Origin of the sequence: Nitrogeniibacter mangrovi, from assembly GCF_010983895.1 — a bacterium.
In the GTDB taxonomy this organism is placed as follows: Bacteria; Pseudomonadota; Gammaproteobacteria; order Burkholderiales; family Rhodocyclaceae; genus Nitrogeniibacter; species Nitrogeniibacter mangrovi.
Window position 1 is genome coordinate 1,480,675 of record NZ_CP048836.1, and the last position, 14,782, is coordinate 1,495,456.

Here is a 14,782-nt window from a genome sequence, read left to right on the forward strand (position 1 = left end):
GATTCATGGAATTTCTCGATCTCCCGCCGATGATGTCGGCGGCCGGGCGTGTGCGGTTGCCCGGTTCGAAAAGCATTTCCAACCGGGTGCTGCTGCTTGCGGCCCTGTCGTCCGGCGAGACCGAGGTGCGCGATCTGCTGCGCTCCGACGACACCGAACGCATGCTCGAGGCCCTGCGTGCCCTGGGCGTGAGCTGGATGCACGACGCGGAGACGGACGTCTATCGCGTGCGCGGCGTGGCCGGTCCGTTTCCGGTCAAGCAGGCGGATCTGTTCCTCGGCAACGCGGGCACGGCGTTTCGCCCGCTGACCGCGGCCCTGGCGCTGTCCGGCGGCAGTTATCGACTCTCCGGCGTGCCACGCATGCACGAGCGTCCGATCGGCGATCTGGTCGACGCCCTGCGTCAGCTCGGTGCGGACATCGCCTACGAAGGCAATCCGGGCTACCCGCCGCTGCAGATCCAGCCGGCCGGCGCGGGACTGAAGCGGCAGGCGGCCGTGCGCGGCGACGTCTCCAGCCAGTTTCTCACCGCCCTGCTCATGGCCGCGCCGCTGGCCGGTGGCGAAGTGGTCATCGATGTGATCGGCGAGCTGATCTCCAAGCCCTATATCGAGATCACTCTCGACCTGATGCGTCGCTTCGGGGTCGAGGTGGTGCGCGAGGGCTGGTCCCGCTTCGTGGTGCCGGCCGGTGCCGGCTACCGCAGTCCAGGCGTCATTCACGTGGAAGGGGATGCGTCCTCGGCATCCTATTTTCTCGCCGCCGGTGTGCTCGGCGGCGGGCCGGTACGGGTCGAGGGCGTCGGCCGCGACAGCATCCAGGGGGACGTGCGTTTCGCCGAGGCGCTCGAGCAGCTCGGCGCCCGCATTACCTGGGGCGATCACTGGATCGAGGCGGCGGCCCCGGCCGATGGCCGTCTCAAGGCCTTCGACCTCGATCTGAACCACATCCCCGACGCGGCCATGACCCTGGCGGTCATGGCGCTGTTCTGCGACGGCCCCAGCCGCCTGCGCAACATCGCCAGCTGGCGGGTCAAGGAAACCGACCGGCTCGCGGCCATGGCCACCGAGTTGCGCAAGGTCGGCGCCGTGGTCGAGGAGCTGCCCGACGCGCTGCAGATCGAGCCGCCCGCGACGCTCGTGAGCGCCGCCATCGATACCTACGACGACCACCGCATGGCCATGTGTTTCTCCCTGGCGACGCTCGGCGGCCCGGGGATGCGCATCAACGATCCGGCCTGCGTGAACAAGACCTTCCCGAGTTACTTCGATGTATTCCGTCAGGTGACGCAGCCGGTACCGGTCATCGCCATCGACGGGCCATCGGCCTCGGGCAAGGGCACCGTGGCAGCCCGTGTGGCCGAGGCGCTCGGCTTCCACTATCTCGACAGCGGCTCGCTCTATCGTCTGGTGGCGCTGGCCGCACTCAAGGCCGGGCTGGCCGAGTCCGACCCGCGTGTCGTGGATATCGCCCGCCACCTGCCCGCCGCCTTCGAGGCCGGCGTGGTGCGTCTGTCGGGCGAGGACGTGACCGATGCCATCCGCAGCGAAGCCTGCTCCGTCATGGCCTCCAAGGTCGCCGCGAGGTCCGAGGTGCGCGATGCGCTGCTCGACCGCCAGCGCGCCTATCGCCGTCCCCCCGGGCTGGTGGCCGAGGGGCGCGACATGGGCTCGGTGGTGTTTCCCGATGCGGGCACCAAGGTGTTTCTGACCGCCTCCGTCGAGGCGCGTGCGGAACGTCGCTATAAGCAGTTGATGGAAAAGGGATTGCCTGCTAATATCGATAGTCTTTCACAGGATCTACGCGAACGGGACGAGCGGGACGCTTCCCGGCCGGTCGCGCCTTTGAAGAAATTGCCCGACGCGACCGAACTGGAGACGTCCGAGATGACTGTGGATCAGGCTGTCTCGTTCGTTCTGGATCTGGTCGGCGCCAAGGGCTGACACGTGCTGCCGGCGCTTGGCCGGCTTTTTGATTAATCAACCCGCTGCGGTCAAACGCGGCAACCAGGTTTCCTTTATGTCCACTGCCACCCCCGAAATGTCCATGGAAAGTTTTGCCGAGCTGTTCGAGGAGTCCCTCGCGCAGCAGGAAATGCGCACGGGCGAAGTGATCACCGCCGAGGTGGTCCGCGTCGACCAGAACTTTGTCGTCGTCAACGCCGGCCTCAAGTCCGAGAGCTATGTGCCCATCGATGAATTCCGCAACGACCATGGCGAACTTGAAGTCAAGGAAGGCGACTATGTCCAGGTCGCCATCGACGCGCTCGAAGACGGCTACGGCGAGACCCGCCTGTCGCGCGACAAGGCCAAGCGCATTGCCGCCTGGAACGACCTCGAACTGGCCCTGAACGAAGGCTCGCTGGTCAACGGTGTCGTCAGCGGCCGCGTCAAGGGTGGTCTGACCGTCATGACCAACGGCATCCGCGCCTTCCTGCCGGGTTCCCTGGTCGACATGCGTCCGGTCAAGGACACCACGCCGTACGAAGGCAAGGAATTCGAATTCAAGGTCATCAAGCTCGACCGCAAGCGCAACAACGTGGTCGTGTCCCGCCGCGCAGTGCTCGAAGAGACCATGGGCGAAGAGCGCGAGAAGCTCCTCGAGAACCTCACCGAGGGCATGGTCGTCAAGGGCATCGTCAAGAACATCACCGACTACGGTGCGTTCGTCGATCTGGGCGGCATCGACGGTCTGCTGCACATCACCGACCTGGCCTGGCGCCGTGTGCGTCACCCGTCGGAAGTCGTGGCGGTGGGCGACGAGCTCGAAGCCAAGGTCCTCAAGTTCGACCGCGAGCGTTGCCGCGTGTCCCTGGGCCTCAAGCAGCTGGGCGAAGATCCGTGGGTCGGCATCGCACGCCGCTACCCGAACGGCACCCGCCTGTTCGGCAAGGTCACCAACATCACCGACTACGGTGCGTTCGTGGAAGTCGAGCAGGGCATCGAGGGTCTGGTGCACGTGTCCGAAATGGACTGGACCAACAAGAACATCCACCCGACCAAGGTCGTCCAGCTGGGCGATGAGGTCGAGGTCATGATTCTCGATATCGACGAAGAGCGTCGCCGCATCTCCCTGGGCATGAAGCAGTGCATGGCCAACCCGTGGGAAGAGTTCTCCATGAACTTCAAGAAGGGCGACAAGGTCTCCGGCCAGATCAAGTCCATCACCGACTTCGGTGTGTTCATCGGTCTGGATGGCGGCATCGACGGTCTGGTGCACCTGTCCGACCTGTCCTGGTCCGAGCAGGGCGAGGAAGCCGTTCGCAACTTCAAGAAGGGCGACGAAGTCCAGGCCGTGGTGCTGGCCATCGACGTCGAGCGCGAGCGCATCTCCCTGGGCATCAAGCAGCTCGATGGCGACCCCTTCACCAACTTCATCGCCACCCACGAGAAGAACAGCCTCGTGCGCGGTACGGTCAAGTCCGTGGATGCTCGCGGTGCCGTGATCACCCTGGGTGAGGACGTGGAAGGCTATCTGCGGGTCTCCGAGGCTGCGGCTCACCGCGTCGAAGACCTGAGCACCATGCTCAAGGAAGGCGACGAAGTCGAGACCATGATCATCAACGTGGATCGCAAGTCCCGCTCGATCAACCTGTCGATCCGCGCCAAGGATCAGGCTGAAACCTCCGAAGCCATGCAGAAACTGGCCTCCGAGAGCTCCGCCGCGACGGGGACGACGAGCCTGGGCGCACTGCTCAAGGCCAAGCTGGACGAACAGAAGCAATAAATCTTGATTGCCATGACCAAATCGGAACTCATTGCGCGGCTGGCGGGGCGATTCCCGCAGCTGGTCGCCAAGGATGCCGATTACGCTGTCAAGATGATTCTCGATGCGATGACGGCGTCACTGTCTCGCGGTGATCGCATCGAGATTCGCGGCTTCGGTAGCTTCGCACTGAACTACCGGCCGCCGCGTGTGGGTCGCAATCCCAAGTCCGGCGAACGTGTCGAGGTGGCGGAGAAGTACGTGCCCCACTTCAAGGCGGGCAAGGAATTGCGCGAACGCGTCGATCTGGCCGAGTAATCGGCAGTGGTCGTGTCACAGGATTCGGAAGGCGGTGAAAACCGCCTTCTTTTTTGCCCTCGAGTCGGCCATAATCCACCCCTATGCGCATACTGATCTGGATCGTTCGGCTGGCGATATTTCTGGTGCTCTTCGGCTTTGCCGTCAAGAATGACCAGATCGTGTCGCTCAAATCCTATCTGGGCGGCCAATGGCATTTGCCGCTCGTGTTCGTCATTCTGATTGCATTTGCGGCAGGGGCCGTGGTCGGCGTGAGCGCCACGGTGTCGTCGCTGTTGCGACAGCGCCGGGAAATCGCCCGCTTGCGCCGATCCCTGCGCAAGGCCGAGCAGGCCGTAGGCAAGATGAGTGAATCCACCGAGGTCGTGCCCGCGGCCGAGGATGGGGCCCGCGCCTGACCCCCTATGGACATCGAACTGTGGTGGTTGCTGGCGTTCCCGCTGTTTTTTCTTCTCGGGTGGCTGGCGGCGCGTATTGACATTCGTCATGTCGTCCGCGAGTCCCGATCCCTGCCGCGCTCCTATCTGAGCGGGCTGAACTTCCTGCTCAACGAGCAGCCCGACAAGGCCATCGACGCCTTCATCGAGGCGGTACGCATCGACCCCGATACGGTCGAACTGCATTTTGCCCTCGGCAGCCTGTTTCGGCGTCGGGGGGAGACCGAGCGCGCCATTCGTCTGCACCAGCACCTGGTCGACCGGGACGATCTGGGCGAGGTCCAGCGCACCCAGGCGCTCGCGGAGCTGGGGCACGACTACCTCAAGGCGGGTCTGCTCGACCGGGCCGAAGCGGCCTTCCAACGCCTGCGTGGCACGGCGCTGGATGATCAGGCGCTCGAGAATCTGCTCGAGATCTACCAGCAGGAGAAGGACTGGCCCAAGGCCATCGAGATCGCCCGGGCGCTGCCCGATCACGAGAGCCTGTGGTGGCGCAAGGAGATGGCCAATTTCCATTGCGAGTTGGCCGACAGCGCCATGACCGAGTCCCGCTTCGCCGACGCCCAGGCCTCGGTCGATGCGGCCCTCGCGGTCAATCCGCGCTCCGTGCGCGCCAGCCTGATCAAGGGGGACCTGTGCCTGCAGGCGGAGCGCCCCGAGGCGGCCATCGACGCCTGGAAGAAGATCGAGGCGCAGAATGCGGCCTATCTGGCCCTGGTGGCCGAACGCATCATGACTACCCATGAGCGCATCGATCGTGCCCCGCAAGGGTTGCAGATGCTGCGCGCGTTCCTCGAACGCCATCCGTCGCTGGATCTGCTCGATACCGTGTTCGAGGCCATGCTCCGGCAACAGGGGCCGAAAGCCGCCTACGATCTGGTGCGTGAGGAACTGCGCCGCAATCCCACCCTGCTCGGGCTGGACAAGCTGCTCGAAGCCGGCATCATGACGGCGCCGGTGGAGTACCGCACCGACGTCGAGCTGGTTCGCCAGCTGGTGCACTCGCACACTCGCCGGGTGGCGCGCTATCGCTGCGACGCCTGCGGGTTCAAGGCGCGCCAGTTCTACTGGCGGTGCCCCGCCTGCGGCGGCTGGGAGACCACGCCGCCCAAGCGCACGGAAGAATATGATCTCGCCCCCTGAGCCCGTCGCTTGGGGCGAGCCCGTTTTTTGAAATGAAGGAATTCCGACCATGAAAATCACCGTCATCGGTTCCGGCTACGTGGGGCTCGTTTCGGGTGCCTGTCTGGCCGACGTGGGCAACGACGTCATGTGCCTGGACGTGGATCCGGCCAAGATCAAGATCCTCGAGGATGGCGGCATCCCGATCCATGAACCGGGCCTGGAGGAGATGGTCCGGCGCAACGTGGCGGCCGGGCGTCTGTCCTTCACCACCGATGTGGCCAAGGCGGCCCAATACGGCACCATCCAGTTCATCGCGGTGGGCACGCCGCCCGACGAGGACGGCTCGGCCGACCTGCAGTACGTGCTCGCCGCCGCGCGCAACATCGGCAAGCACATGGACGACTACCGGGTCATCGTGGACAAATCCACGGTGCCGGTCGGCACGGCCGACAAGGTGCGCGCCGCGGTGGCCGAAGAGCTGGCCGCGCGGGGCAGCGATCTGACCTACAGCGTGGTCTCCAACCCCGAATTCCTCAAGGAAGGGGCGGCCATAGAAGACTTCATGCGCCCCGACCGCATCGTCGTCGGCGCCGAGGATGAGCGCGCCATCGAACTGATGCGGCAGCTGTATGGCCCGTTCCAGCGCAACCACGACAAGCTCGTGTTCATGGACGTGCGCAGCGCCGAGCTGACGAAATACGCGGCCAACGCCATGCTCGCCACCCGTATCAGCTTCATGAACGAACTGGCCAATCTGGCCGAGACGCTCGGTGCCGACATCGAGCTGGTGCGCCAGGGTATCGGCTCGGATCCGCGCATCGGCTGGCACTTCCTCTACGCCGGTTGCGGCTATGGCGGTTCGTGCTTCCCGAAAGACGTGAAAGCGCTGATCCGTACCGGGCGCGAGTACGGCCACGAACTGCAGGTACTCGGGGCCGTCGAGGCCGCCAACGACGCGCAGAAGCATGTGCTGGTGGACAAGATCGTCGCGCGCTTCGGCGAGGACCTGTCGGGGCGCCGGTTCGCCATGTGGGGCCTGGCTTTCAAACCCAACACCGACGACATGCGCGAAGCGCCCAGCCGGGTGATCGCGGCGGAGCTGTTCAAGCGCGGCGCCACCGTCGTCGCCTACGACCCGGTGGCCATGCAGGAGGCCGAGCGCATCTTCGGCGACGAGCCGCGCCTGAGCTATGCCGGCCGCCCCAAGAGTGCGCTCGACGAGGCCGACGCGCTGGTGATCGTGACCGAGTGGAAGGAATTCCGCAGCCCCGATTTCGACGCCATCAAGAGCCGCCTCAAGCAGCCGGTGATCTTCGACGGCCGCAACATGTACGACCCGGCCATGGTGCGCGAGCAGGGCATCGAGTATCACGGCATCGGGCGCGTCTGAGGTGATGGTGCCCGCCTCCCTGCCCGACACCTCGGGTGCCCGCGTGCTGGTGGTCGGCGACGTCATGCTCGATCGCTACTGGTTCGGTGACGTGAGCCGGATCTCGCCGGAGGCGCCGGTGCCGGTGGTGCGCATGACCCGCGCCGAGGACCGGCCGGGCGGGGCGGCGAACGTGGCCCGCAACGTGGCCGCGCTGGGCGCGCAGGCGTCGCTGCTTTCGGTCGTGGGTGAGGACGAGGCGGCCGATGCGCTCACGCGGCTGCTCGATGAATCGAGTATCGACGCCCATCTGTTTCGCGACCCGGCGCTGCAGACCACCCTCAAGCTGCGGGTGGTGGGGCGCAGCCAGCAGTTGTTGCGCATCGATTTCGAGCAACGCCCCCAGGCCGACACCCTGGCGGCCAAGCTGCAGACCTATGCGGAGCTGGTGGCGCAGCACGACCTGGTGCTGCTGTCCGATTACGACAAGGGCGCGCTCGATCACGTCGCCCAGATGATCGAACTGGCGCGCCAGGCCGGCAAGCCGGTACTCGTCGACCCCAAGGGCGACGATTTCGCGCGCTACAAGGGCGCGAGCGTGCTCACCCCCAATCGCGGCGAGCTGCAGGGTATCGTCGGCCGCTGGCGCTCGGAGGACGATCTGCGCACGCGCGTCGACGCCTTGCGGGCCGAACTCGACCTGTCGGCCCTGCTGCTCACCCGCTCGGAAGAGGGCATGACGCTGTTTACCGATGCCGGCGTGTTCCACGAACCGGCCCGGGCGCGCGAGGTGTTCGACGTCTCCGGCGCCGGCGATACCGTCATCGCCACCTTCGCGGTCATGCTCGCCAGTGGCGCGGATGCGCCGGCGGCGATGGCGTGGGCCAACCTGGCCGCGGGCATCGTCGTGGGCAAGCTCGGTACGGCTGTTGCTACCATAGCGGAGTTGCGCGGCGCGGCCGCCTGATTCCCCAAGGTAAAACGCTCAATGGACTACAAAACGCTCGAAGACTATGTTGGAGATACGCCACTGGTGCGTCTCAAACGCATCGGTGCCGACACCGGCAACATCATCCTCGCCAAGCTGGAGGGCAACAACCCGGCCGGTTCGGTGAAGGATCGACCGGCGCTGTCCATGATCGTCCGGGCCGAGGCCGCCGGGCGCATCCACCCGGGCGACACCCTCATCGAGGCGACCAGCGGCAACACCGGCATCGCCCTGGCCATGGCGGCGGCCATCCGCGGCTACCGCATGATCCTGGTGATGCCCGAAAACCAGAGCGTCGAGCGCCGCCAGACCATGCGCGCCTTCGGCGCCGAACTGGTGCTCACCCCCAAGGAGGGTGGCATGGAACTGGCGCGGGACATGGCCGAGCGCATGCGCGACGAAGGCCAGGGGACCATCCTCGACCAGTTCGGCAATCCGGACAATCCGGTGGCCCACTTCGAAGGGACCGGGCCGGAGATCTGGCGCCAGACCGGGGGCGAAATCACCCATTTCGTCAGTTCCATGGGTACCACCGGGACGATCATGGGCACTTCCCGCTTTCTCAAGTCGCAGAAGCCGGACATCGAGATCGTCGGTTGCGAGCCGGCCCAGGGCGCGCAGATTCCCGGGATCCGCAAGTGGCCGGAGGCGTATCTGCCGAGTATCTACGACGCGACCCGGGTCGATCGCATCGAGCCGGTCACCCAGCCCGACGCCGAGGCGATGACCCGGCGCCTGGCGCGCGAAGAGGGCATCTTCGCCGGCATCTCTTCCGGCGGCGCCATGCATGTGGCCCTGCGCATCGCCGAACAGGTGCGCGACGCGGTGATCGTGTCGATCGTGTGCGATCGGGGGGATCGCTACCTGTCGACAGGCGTGTTCCCCGCCTGAGCCATGGCCGGGCGTCGGCGGACGCGTTGGCAGGGCCTCGTCGCCGGCGCTCTGGTGGCGACGGCGAACCTGGCCTGTGCCGGGCTGCAGCTGACCGTCGCGGACATCCGTGGCGCGGGCGTGGCAGTCCGCGGCATCCATCTCGTCTTGCCCGACGAAGACAGCGCCCCTGGCGCCCTCGACATTCAGACACTCCAGCTCGGCGCGCGCCAGTGGCGCCGGCTTCACATCCGCTGCGGGTCGCTGTCCCTCGCGCAGGGGCATATCCGTTGTGACGATGGCCGCTTGGGCGGACCGGACGGTTTGCGCGGGGCGCGCATCGCCTTCGATGTCGACGCCGCGTCCGCCAGCGGGTCGCTTAAATTGCAGTTGGCCGACGGGGGGCTGGTGTCCGCGACGCGCACGGCTGGCGGCGAGATGCGTTCAAGCTTGCAGCGCGTGTCGCTCGGTTCGCTGCTCGATCTGGCCCGGATCGACCGGCACGGGCACCAAGTGGCCGGTCGCGTCGATGGTGCGGTGCGTTTCGACGGGCAGGCCTGGAGCGCCGATCTGCAACTGGCCGAGGCGACCTTTTCCGATGCGGACGGATTGCATGCGGGAGAGCAACTGGCGGCACGCCTGCAGGGGCGGTACGCGCCGCAAACGCGTGGTGGCGCCCGCTGGCAGGCCCGGTTGCAGTGGCAGCAGGGCGAAGTGTTCTGGAATCCGGTGCTCGCCTCCGCGGGGTGGTCGCTCGAGGCACGTGGCCGGATCGATGACGATCGCCTCGAGGTTGCCGCCGCCCGGCTGCAGGGGCCGGGGCTGGACGACGGCCGATTCGCGGGCGCCATCGACTTGGCGACCGGGCGGCCCCTCGATGCTACCGCCCGGTTCGACGGCCTCGATCTGGCCCAACTCGGGCCCCAACTCCTCCTGCCGGTGATCGCGCCGGCGCACCAGGATCGTTGGCGCCTGGCGGGGCAGTTGTCCGGGCGTGTGCGCTGGACGCAAGGGCGCCCCGAAGCCGGTCGACTCGACTTGCACGACGTCGGTTTTTCCTATTTGGGGCAACGCTTCCGCGTCGGTCCGCTCAACGGCACGCTGCCCTGGCGCCGTGAGGCGGCGACGCAGTGGCAGCTGGACGTGGGCGGGCTGCACTGGCAGAAGCTCGACTTCGCCCCCTTCGCCCTCATGGCCGATCTGGACGGCACCCGGCTGCGCCTGCTGCCGGTCCGCTTGCCGGTGCTGGACGGTGCGATCATCGTCGAGGCCTTGTCGCTTGAGATGGCCGACGGGCAGTGGCAGGGCAGCGGGCATCTGTACTCGGAGCCGATTTCGCTCGATCGCCTGACCGAGGCGCTGGAATGGCCACGCATGGCGGGGACCCTGTCGCTGGCAGTGCCCGGCATCCAGGTCTCGCCCGAGCGCATCGGCCTGGACGGTACGCTGGTGGTGTCGGTCTTCGATGGTTATGTGCAGGCGACCGGCCTGGAGGTGACCGACCCCTTCGGCCTGCTGCCCCGCCTGAAAGCCGATATCAGCGCCGAGCACCTGGATCTGGCGCAACTGACGCAGACCTTTTCCTTCGGTGCTGTCAGCGGATTCATCGACGCAAACGTTGACGCCTTATCGATGGCGCGCTGGCGGCCGGTGCGCTTCGACGCCCGCGTGCACAGTTCGCCTGGCCACTACGCGAAGCGCATCAGTCAGCGCGCGGTGGAGAACATCACGGCGCTGGGCGGGGCGGTGCCATGGCGGCCATCCAGCGCAGCGTGTTGCGTTTCTTCAACGATTTCGGCTACCGCGAGATCGGCTTTTCCTGCCAGTTGCGCGGCAATGTGTGCCAGATGGCCGGCCTGGATGGCGCCGGGCGGGACGATGCCCCGTTCATGCTGGTGCGGGGTGGTGGCATCCCGGGCTGAATGTCATCGGCTACAATCGACGCGTCGATTGGGCGGTGCTGGTGGATCGCCTGATCAACGCCACCGCCGGTGAAGCTGCACCGGTGATCGAATGAGGACGGCATGAAAACACTTCATCTCTGGCTGATCCCCGCCGTGCTGGTGGCGAGTCTGTCCGCCTGCGTGACCATCAACATCTACTTTCCGGCGGCGGCGGCCGAGAAGGCGGCCGATCGCATCATCGACGAAGTCTGGCAACTCAAGCAGCAGCAGGGCGAGACGAAAACCGAGCCCGGGGAGAACGGCAAATGACACGGCTGATCAAGGGATTCCTGACGCTGCTTCTGGTGGTCGGCGCCTCGCTGGCGCTCGCCCAGGGCAATCTTGAAATCAACACGCCGACCATCGCCGCCCTCAAGTCGTCGATGCAGGCGCGCCATGCGCAACTGGCGCCCTTCTATGCCTCCGGTGCGATCGGACTGGCCGCCAACGGTACCCTGGCGGTGCGCGATGCCAAGGCCGCACCGCTGTCGCAGCGGGCCAAGCTCAATGCCCTGGTGTCGGCGGAGAACGCCGACCGGATGAAGCTGTACAAGGAAATCGCCCAGGCCAACGGCCACCCCGAATGGGCGGCGCAGGTGCAGAAGACCTTTGCCCAGCGCTGGATCGACAAGGCGCCTGGCGGCTGGTATGTGCAGCGCGGCGGCGAGTGGACGCAGAAGTGAATCCGGTGCTCGTCTTCGACATTGAAACCATCCCGGACGTGGCCGGCTGCGCCGGCTCCACGACCTTGCCGGCCGAACTGGCGGACGACGAGGTGCCGAACTGGCCTTTCAGCAGCGTCGGGCCGCGGTCGGGAACGACTTTCTGCCGCACTACCTGCATCGCATCGTCACCATCTCCTGCGCTTCCGCGACGCGGGCAGTTCCGGGTGTTCAGCCTCTCGGAGCCGGACAGCGACGAGGCCGGCATCAATCCAGCGCTTCTTCGACGGCATCGAACGCTTCACCCGCAGATCGTCTCCTGGAACGGCGGCGGCTTCGATCTGCCGGTGCTGCACTACCGGGGCCTGCCTCCATGGGTGAGTGCGCCGCGATACTGGGAGATGGGCGAGGGCGACGTGCGCGACGCGCGTGACTTCAAGTGGAACAACTACATCAGCCGCTACCACAGCCGGCAACCTGGACCTGATGGATCTGCTCGCCCTGTACCAGCCGCGTGCCAACGCACCGTTGGACGATCTGGCCAAGCTGATGGGTTTTCCCGGCAAACTTGGCATGGACGGTTCGCGGTCTGGGGCGCCTATCAGGACGGCCAGATCGCCGAGATTCGCGACTACTGCGAGACCGACGTGGGTGAACACCTATCTGGTGTACCTGCGCTTCCAGAAGATGCGCGGCGTATTGAGTTTCCGAGGAATACGAGAGGAACTCGGCGTCGTGCGTCAGACCCTGTCCGGCATCGACGCGCCGCACTGGAAGGCCTTTCTCGCCGAGTGGGCGTGAACGCTTAACAAAAAGTTCCACCTTCACGGCGCCGTCTTGGCGTACTGTGATGGCCTACGGTGTGCGGTGCAGCACCCGGCGAACGCATGCCGGACGGCGGCCGCAAGGACAGCAAGGGAGTCGCATGGGTATCCTGTGGACGATTCTGATCGTCTGCTCGTGGGCGTGATCGCCAAGTTTTCTGCATCCGGGCAAGGAAGATCTCGGCCTGATCATGACCGCGTTGCTCGTATTGCCGGCTCCGTGGTCGCCTCGTTCCTGGGCAGTTCCTCGGCATCTACCGGCCGGGCAGGGCGCCGGCTTCATCGGTGCCGTCCTCGGTGCGGTCCTGATCCTGTTCATCTACCAAGCTGAAGAAACCTTGATAATTTATCGCTGGCGCGATTGACAGGTCCGTCCGTTGGGCTATAATTCGGCCTCCTTAGGCGCGTAGCTCAGTTGGTTAGAGCACCACCTTGACATGGTGGGGGTCGTTGGTTCGAATCCAATCGCGCCTACCAAAATCTAAGGAGAGAATGGCTGTGGCGACCCGAACTTGCACCGGTGTTGATTACTGATCAAGGTCGAGTTCCGCGACGTTTGCCATTCGAACGAAAAAAGTGCGGTTTCGACCGCGCTTTTTTTTTGCCCCGAGAGGATACACATGCCTGACATCACGCTTCCCGACGGCTCCGTACGCCAGTTCGATCATCCGGTCACCGTGCTCGAGGTGGCGCAGTCGATCGGCGAGGGGCTGGCTCGTGCCGCCCTGGCCGGCAAGGTCGACGGCAAGCTGGTGGATGTGAGTCACACCATCGATGCGGATGTCGCGCTGGGTATCGTGACGGCGAAGGATGTGGACGGGCTCGAGGTGATCCGTCACTCGACGGCGCACCTGCTGGCCTACGCGGTCAAGGAGCTGTTTCCCGAGGCCCAGGTCACCATCGGGCCGGTCATCGACAACGGCTTCTACTACGATTTTTCCTACGAGCGCCCCTTTACGCCGGAAGATCTCGCCCGGATCGAAAAGCGCATGAAGGAACTGGCCAAGCGTGATATTCCGGTCTCGCGCGAGGTGTGGCCGCGGGACAAGGCGGTCGCGTTCTTCAAGTCGATCAACGAGCACTACAAGGCCGAGATCATCGCCTCGATCCCGTCGGACGAGGATGTGTCGCTCTATCGCGAAGGCGATTTCATCGACCTGTGCCGCGGGCCCCACGTGCCCTCGACGGGCAAGCTCAAAGTCTTCAAGCTCATGAAGGTGGCCGGCGCCTACTGGCGTGGCGACTCGAAGAACGAGATGCTCCAGCGCATCTACGGCACGGCCTGGGCGAGCAAGGACGATCAGGCCCAGTACCTGCACATGCTCGAAGAGGCGGAGAAGCGGGATCATCGCCGCCTGGGCAAGCAGCTCGACCTGTTCCATCTGCAGGATGAAGCACCGGGCATGGTGTTCTGGCATCCGCATGGTTGGACCCTGTGGCAGCAGGTCGAGCAGTACATGCGCCGTACGCTGGATGCGGCCGGCTACAAGGAAGTGAAAACGCCGTTCATGATGGACCGTGCCCTGTGGGAGCGTTCCGGCCATTGGGAGAACTATCGCGAGAACATGTTCACCACCGAGTCGGAGAAGCGCGACTACGCGGTCAAGCCCATGAACTGCCCGGCCCACGTGGAAATCTTCAACCACGGCCTGCATTCCTATCGGGATCTGCCGTTGCGCCTGGCCGAGTTCGGTTCCTGCCACCGCAACGAACCGTCCGGGGCGCTGCATGGCCTGATGCGGGTGCGCGGTTTCGTTCAGGACGATGCCCACATCTTCTGTACCGAAGACCAGGTGGTCTCCGAGGTGGTGGCCTTCAATGAACTGCTCAAGAAGGTGTATGCCGACTTCGGTTTCCAGGACGTGGCGGTGATGCTGTCATTGCGCCCCGAGAAGCGTGCCGGTACCGACGAGATCTGGGACAAGGCCGAGGAAGGCTTGCGCGAGGCCCTGCGTTCATCCGGTGTCGAGTGGGAAGAACTGCCCGGCGAAGGCGCCTTCTATGGCCCGAAGATCGAATATCACATCAAGGACGCGCTGGGCCGCTCCTGGCAATGCGGCACCATGCAGCTCGATTTCGTGCTCCCCGAACGGCTCGGCGCCGAGTACGTCACCGAGGAAAACACGCGCGCCCGACCGGTGATGCTGCATCGCGCCATCCTCGGCTCGCTCGAGCGCTTCATCGGTATCCTGATCGAGAACTTCGCCGGCAACTTCCCCCTGTGGCTGTCGCCGGTGCAGGCGGTGGTGATGAACATCTCCGAACCGCAGTCCGAGTATGTCAAGGACGTGGTGCGCCGCCTCCAGAATGCCGGTTTCAGGGTCGTTCCGGATTTGCGGAACGAGAAAATTACATATAAAATCCGCGAACATAGCGTACGCCGGCTCCCTTATCTGCTCGTTGTGGGCGACAAGGAAAAGGAAGCCGGGCTCGTGGCCGTGCGCGTCCGGGGTGGTCAAGACCTCGGCCAAATGTCCCTCGATGCTTTGATCGAGCGTTGGCAGCGCGAAATCGAATCGCGTGCCGGCACGGCCTGATATT

14 protein-coding genes and 1 tRNA gene are annotated in these 14,782 nt (G+C 65.2%); all 15 read left to right on the forward strand.

Annotated features, from left to right (window positions below; all coding sequences use genetic code 11):
- Nucleotides 1-5 precede the first annotated feature (5 nt).
- The 15 genes from G3580_RS06845 to thrS all read left to right on the forward strand — a co-directional run bounded on the left by G3580_RS06845 (nucleotide 6) and on the right by thrS (nucleotide 14,778).
- Nucleotides 6-1,943 carry a bifunctional 3-phosphoshikimate 1-carboxyvinyltransferase/cytidylate kinase gene (locus tag G3580_RS06845; protein ID WP_173764554.1) on the forward strand — a complete coding sequence of 646 codons (1,938 nt, stop codon included), beginning with the start codon at nucleotides 6-8 and terminating at the stop codon, nucleotides 1,941-1,943.
- A 76-nt stretch (nucleotides 1,944-2,019) separates the two neighbouring features.
- Entirely contained in the window at nucleotides 2,020-3,726 is a 1,707-nt protein-coding gene (gene rpsA, locus G3580_RS06850; RefSeq protein WP_173764555.1) for a 30S ribosomal protein S1, read from the forward strand.
- A gap of 12 nt (nucleotides 3,727-3,738) precedes the next feature.
- Entirely contained in the window at nucleotides 3,739-4,023 is a 285-nt protein-coding gene (locus G3580_RS06855; protein WP_173764556.1) for an integration host factor subunit beta, read from the forward strand.
- 83 nt (nucleotides 4,024-4,106) lie between these two features.
- A complete protein-coding gene (locus G3580_RS06860) occupies nucleotides 4,107-4,421 on the forward strand; it encodes a LapA family protein (RefSeq protein ID WP_173764557.1) in 315 nt (104 codons plus the stop codon).
- Between the two features lie 6 nt (nucleotides 4,422-4,427).
- A complete protein-coding gene (gene lapB / locus G3580_RS06865; protein WP_173764558.1) occupies nucleotides 4,428-5,603 on the forward strand; it encodes a lipopolysaccharide assembly protein LapB in 1,176 nt (391 codons plus the stop codon).
- Nucleotides 5,604-5,652: 49 nt separating this feature from the next.
- Nucleotides 5,653-6,975: a UDP-glucose dehydrogenase family protein gene (locus G3580_RS06870; protein WP_173764559.1), complete on the forward strand. Its 1,323-nt coding sequence runs from the start codon at nucleotides 5,653-5,655 to the stop codon at nucleotides 6,973-6,975.
- A gap of 4 nt (nucleotides 6,976-6,979) precedes the next feature.
- Complete coding sequence (gene rfaE1 / locus G3580_RS06875) at nucleotides 6,980-7,921, forward strand: D-glycero-beta-D-manno-heptose-7-phosphate kinase (RefSeq protein WP_173764560.1); 942 nt, start codon at nucleotides 6,980-6,982, stop codon at nucleotides 7,919-7,921.
- Nucleotides 7,922-7,942: 21 nt separating this feature from the next.
- Nucleotides 7,943-8,833, forward strand: coding sequence for a cysteine synthase CysM (cysM, locus tag G3580_RS06880; RefSeq protein WP_173764561.1), 891 nt, complete (start codon nucleotides 7,943-7,945; stop codon nucleotides 8,831-8,833).
- Between the two features lie 54 nt (nucleotides 8,834-8,887).
- Nucleotides 8,888-10,807, forward strand: a complete 1,920-nt coding sequence (locus tag G3580_RS06885; RefSeq protein ID WP_173764562.1) for a hypothetical protein — start codon at nucleotides 8,888-8,890, stop codon at nucleotides 10,805-10,807.
- A gap of 29 nt (nucleotides 10,808-10,836) precedes the next feature.
- Entirely contained in the window at nucleotides 10,837-11,025 is a 189-nt protein-coding gene (locus G3580_RS06890; RefSeq protein WP_173764563.1) for a hypothetical protein, read from the forward strand.
- Nucleotides 11,022-11,438: a YdbL family protein gene (locus G3580_RS06895; protein WP_173764564.1), complete on the forward strand. Its 417-nt coding sequence runs from the start codon at nucleotides 11,022-11,024 to the stop codon at nucleotides 11,436-11,438. Before G3580_RS06890 ends, G3580_RS06895 begins: the two co-directional genes overlap by 4 nt.
- A complete protein-coding gene (locus G3580_RS20500; RefSeq protein WP_217424620.1) occupies nucleotides 11,435-12,226 on the forward strand; it encodes a 3'-5' exonuclease in 792 nt (263 codons plus the stop codon). Before G3580_RS06895 ends, G3580_RS20500 begins: the two co-directional genes overlap by 4 nt.
- Nucleotides 12,227-12,432: 206 nt before the next feature.
- Complete coding sequence (locus tag G3580_RS06905) at nucleotides 12,433-12,606, forward strand: GlsB/YeaQ/YmgE family stress response membrane protein (protein WP_228720792.1); 174 nt, start codon at nucleotides 12,433-12,435, stop codon at nucleotides 12,604-12,606.
- Nucleotides 12,607-12,641: 35 nt separating this feature from the next.
- Nucleotides 12,642-12,718: transfer RNA gene (locus G3580_RS06910), tRNA-Val, on the forward strand.
- A gap of 143 nt (nucleotides 12,719-12,861) precedes the next feature.
- Nucleotides 12,862-14,778 carry a threonine--tRNA ligase gene (gene thrS / locus G3580_RS06915; protein WP_173764565.1) on the forward strand — a complete coding sequence of 639 codons (1,917 nt, stop codon included), beginning with the start codon at nucleotides 12,862-12,864 and terminating at the stop codon, nucleotides 14,776-14,778.
- Nucleotides 14,779-14,782 lie beyond the last annotated feature (4 nt).

Bases quoted from the DNA above. Each gene is read 5' to 3' on its own strand.
- cysM (WP_173764561.1), top strand. From the start codon at position 7,943: ATGGACTACAAAACGCTCGAAGACTATGTTGGAGATACGCCACTGGTG.
- G3580_RS06890 (WP_173764563.1), top strand. From the start codon at position 10,837: ATGAAAACACTTCATCTCTGGCTGATCCCCGCCGTGCTGGTGGCGAGT.
- G3580_RS06845 (WP_173764554.1), top strand. From the start codon at position 6: ATGGAATTTCTCGATCTCCCGCCGATGATGTCGGCGGCCGGGCGTGTG.
- G3580_RS06870 (WP_173764559.1), top strand. From the start codon at position 5,653: ATGAAAATCACCGTCATCGGTTCCGGCTACGTGGGGCTCGTTTCGGGT.
- rpsA (WP_173764555.1), top strand. From the start codon at position 2,020: ATGTCCACTGCCACCCCCGAAATGTCCATGGAAAGTTTTGCCGAGCTG.
- G3580_RS06860 (WP_173764557.1), top strand. From the start codon at position 4,107: ATGCGCATACTGATCTGGATCGTTCGGCTGGCGATATTTCTGGTGCTC.
- G3580_RS06855 (WP_173764556.1), top strand. From the start codon at position 3,739: ATGACCAAATCGGAACTCATTGCGCGGCTGGCGGGGCGATTCCCGCAG.
- G3580_RS06905 (WP_228720792.1), top strand. From the start codon at position 12,433: ATGACCGCGTTGCTCGTATTGCCGGCTCCGTGGTCGCCTCGTTCCTGG.
- thrS (WP_173764565.1), top strand. From the start codon at position 12,862: ATGCCTGACATCACGCTTCCCGACGGCTCCGTACGCCAGTTCGATCAT.
- G3580_RS06895 (WP_173764564.1), top strand. From the start codon at position 11,022: ATGACACGGCTGATCAAGGGATTCCTGACGCTGCTTCTGGTGGTCGGC.
- rfaE1 (WP_173764560.1), top strand. From the start codon at position 6,980: ATGGTGCCCGCCTCCCTGCCCGACACCTCGGGTGCCCGCGTGCTGGTG.
- lapB (WP_173764558.1), top strand. From the start codon at position 4,428: ATGGACATCGAACTGTGGTGGTTGCTGGCGTTCCCGCTGTTTTTTCTT.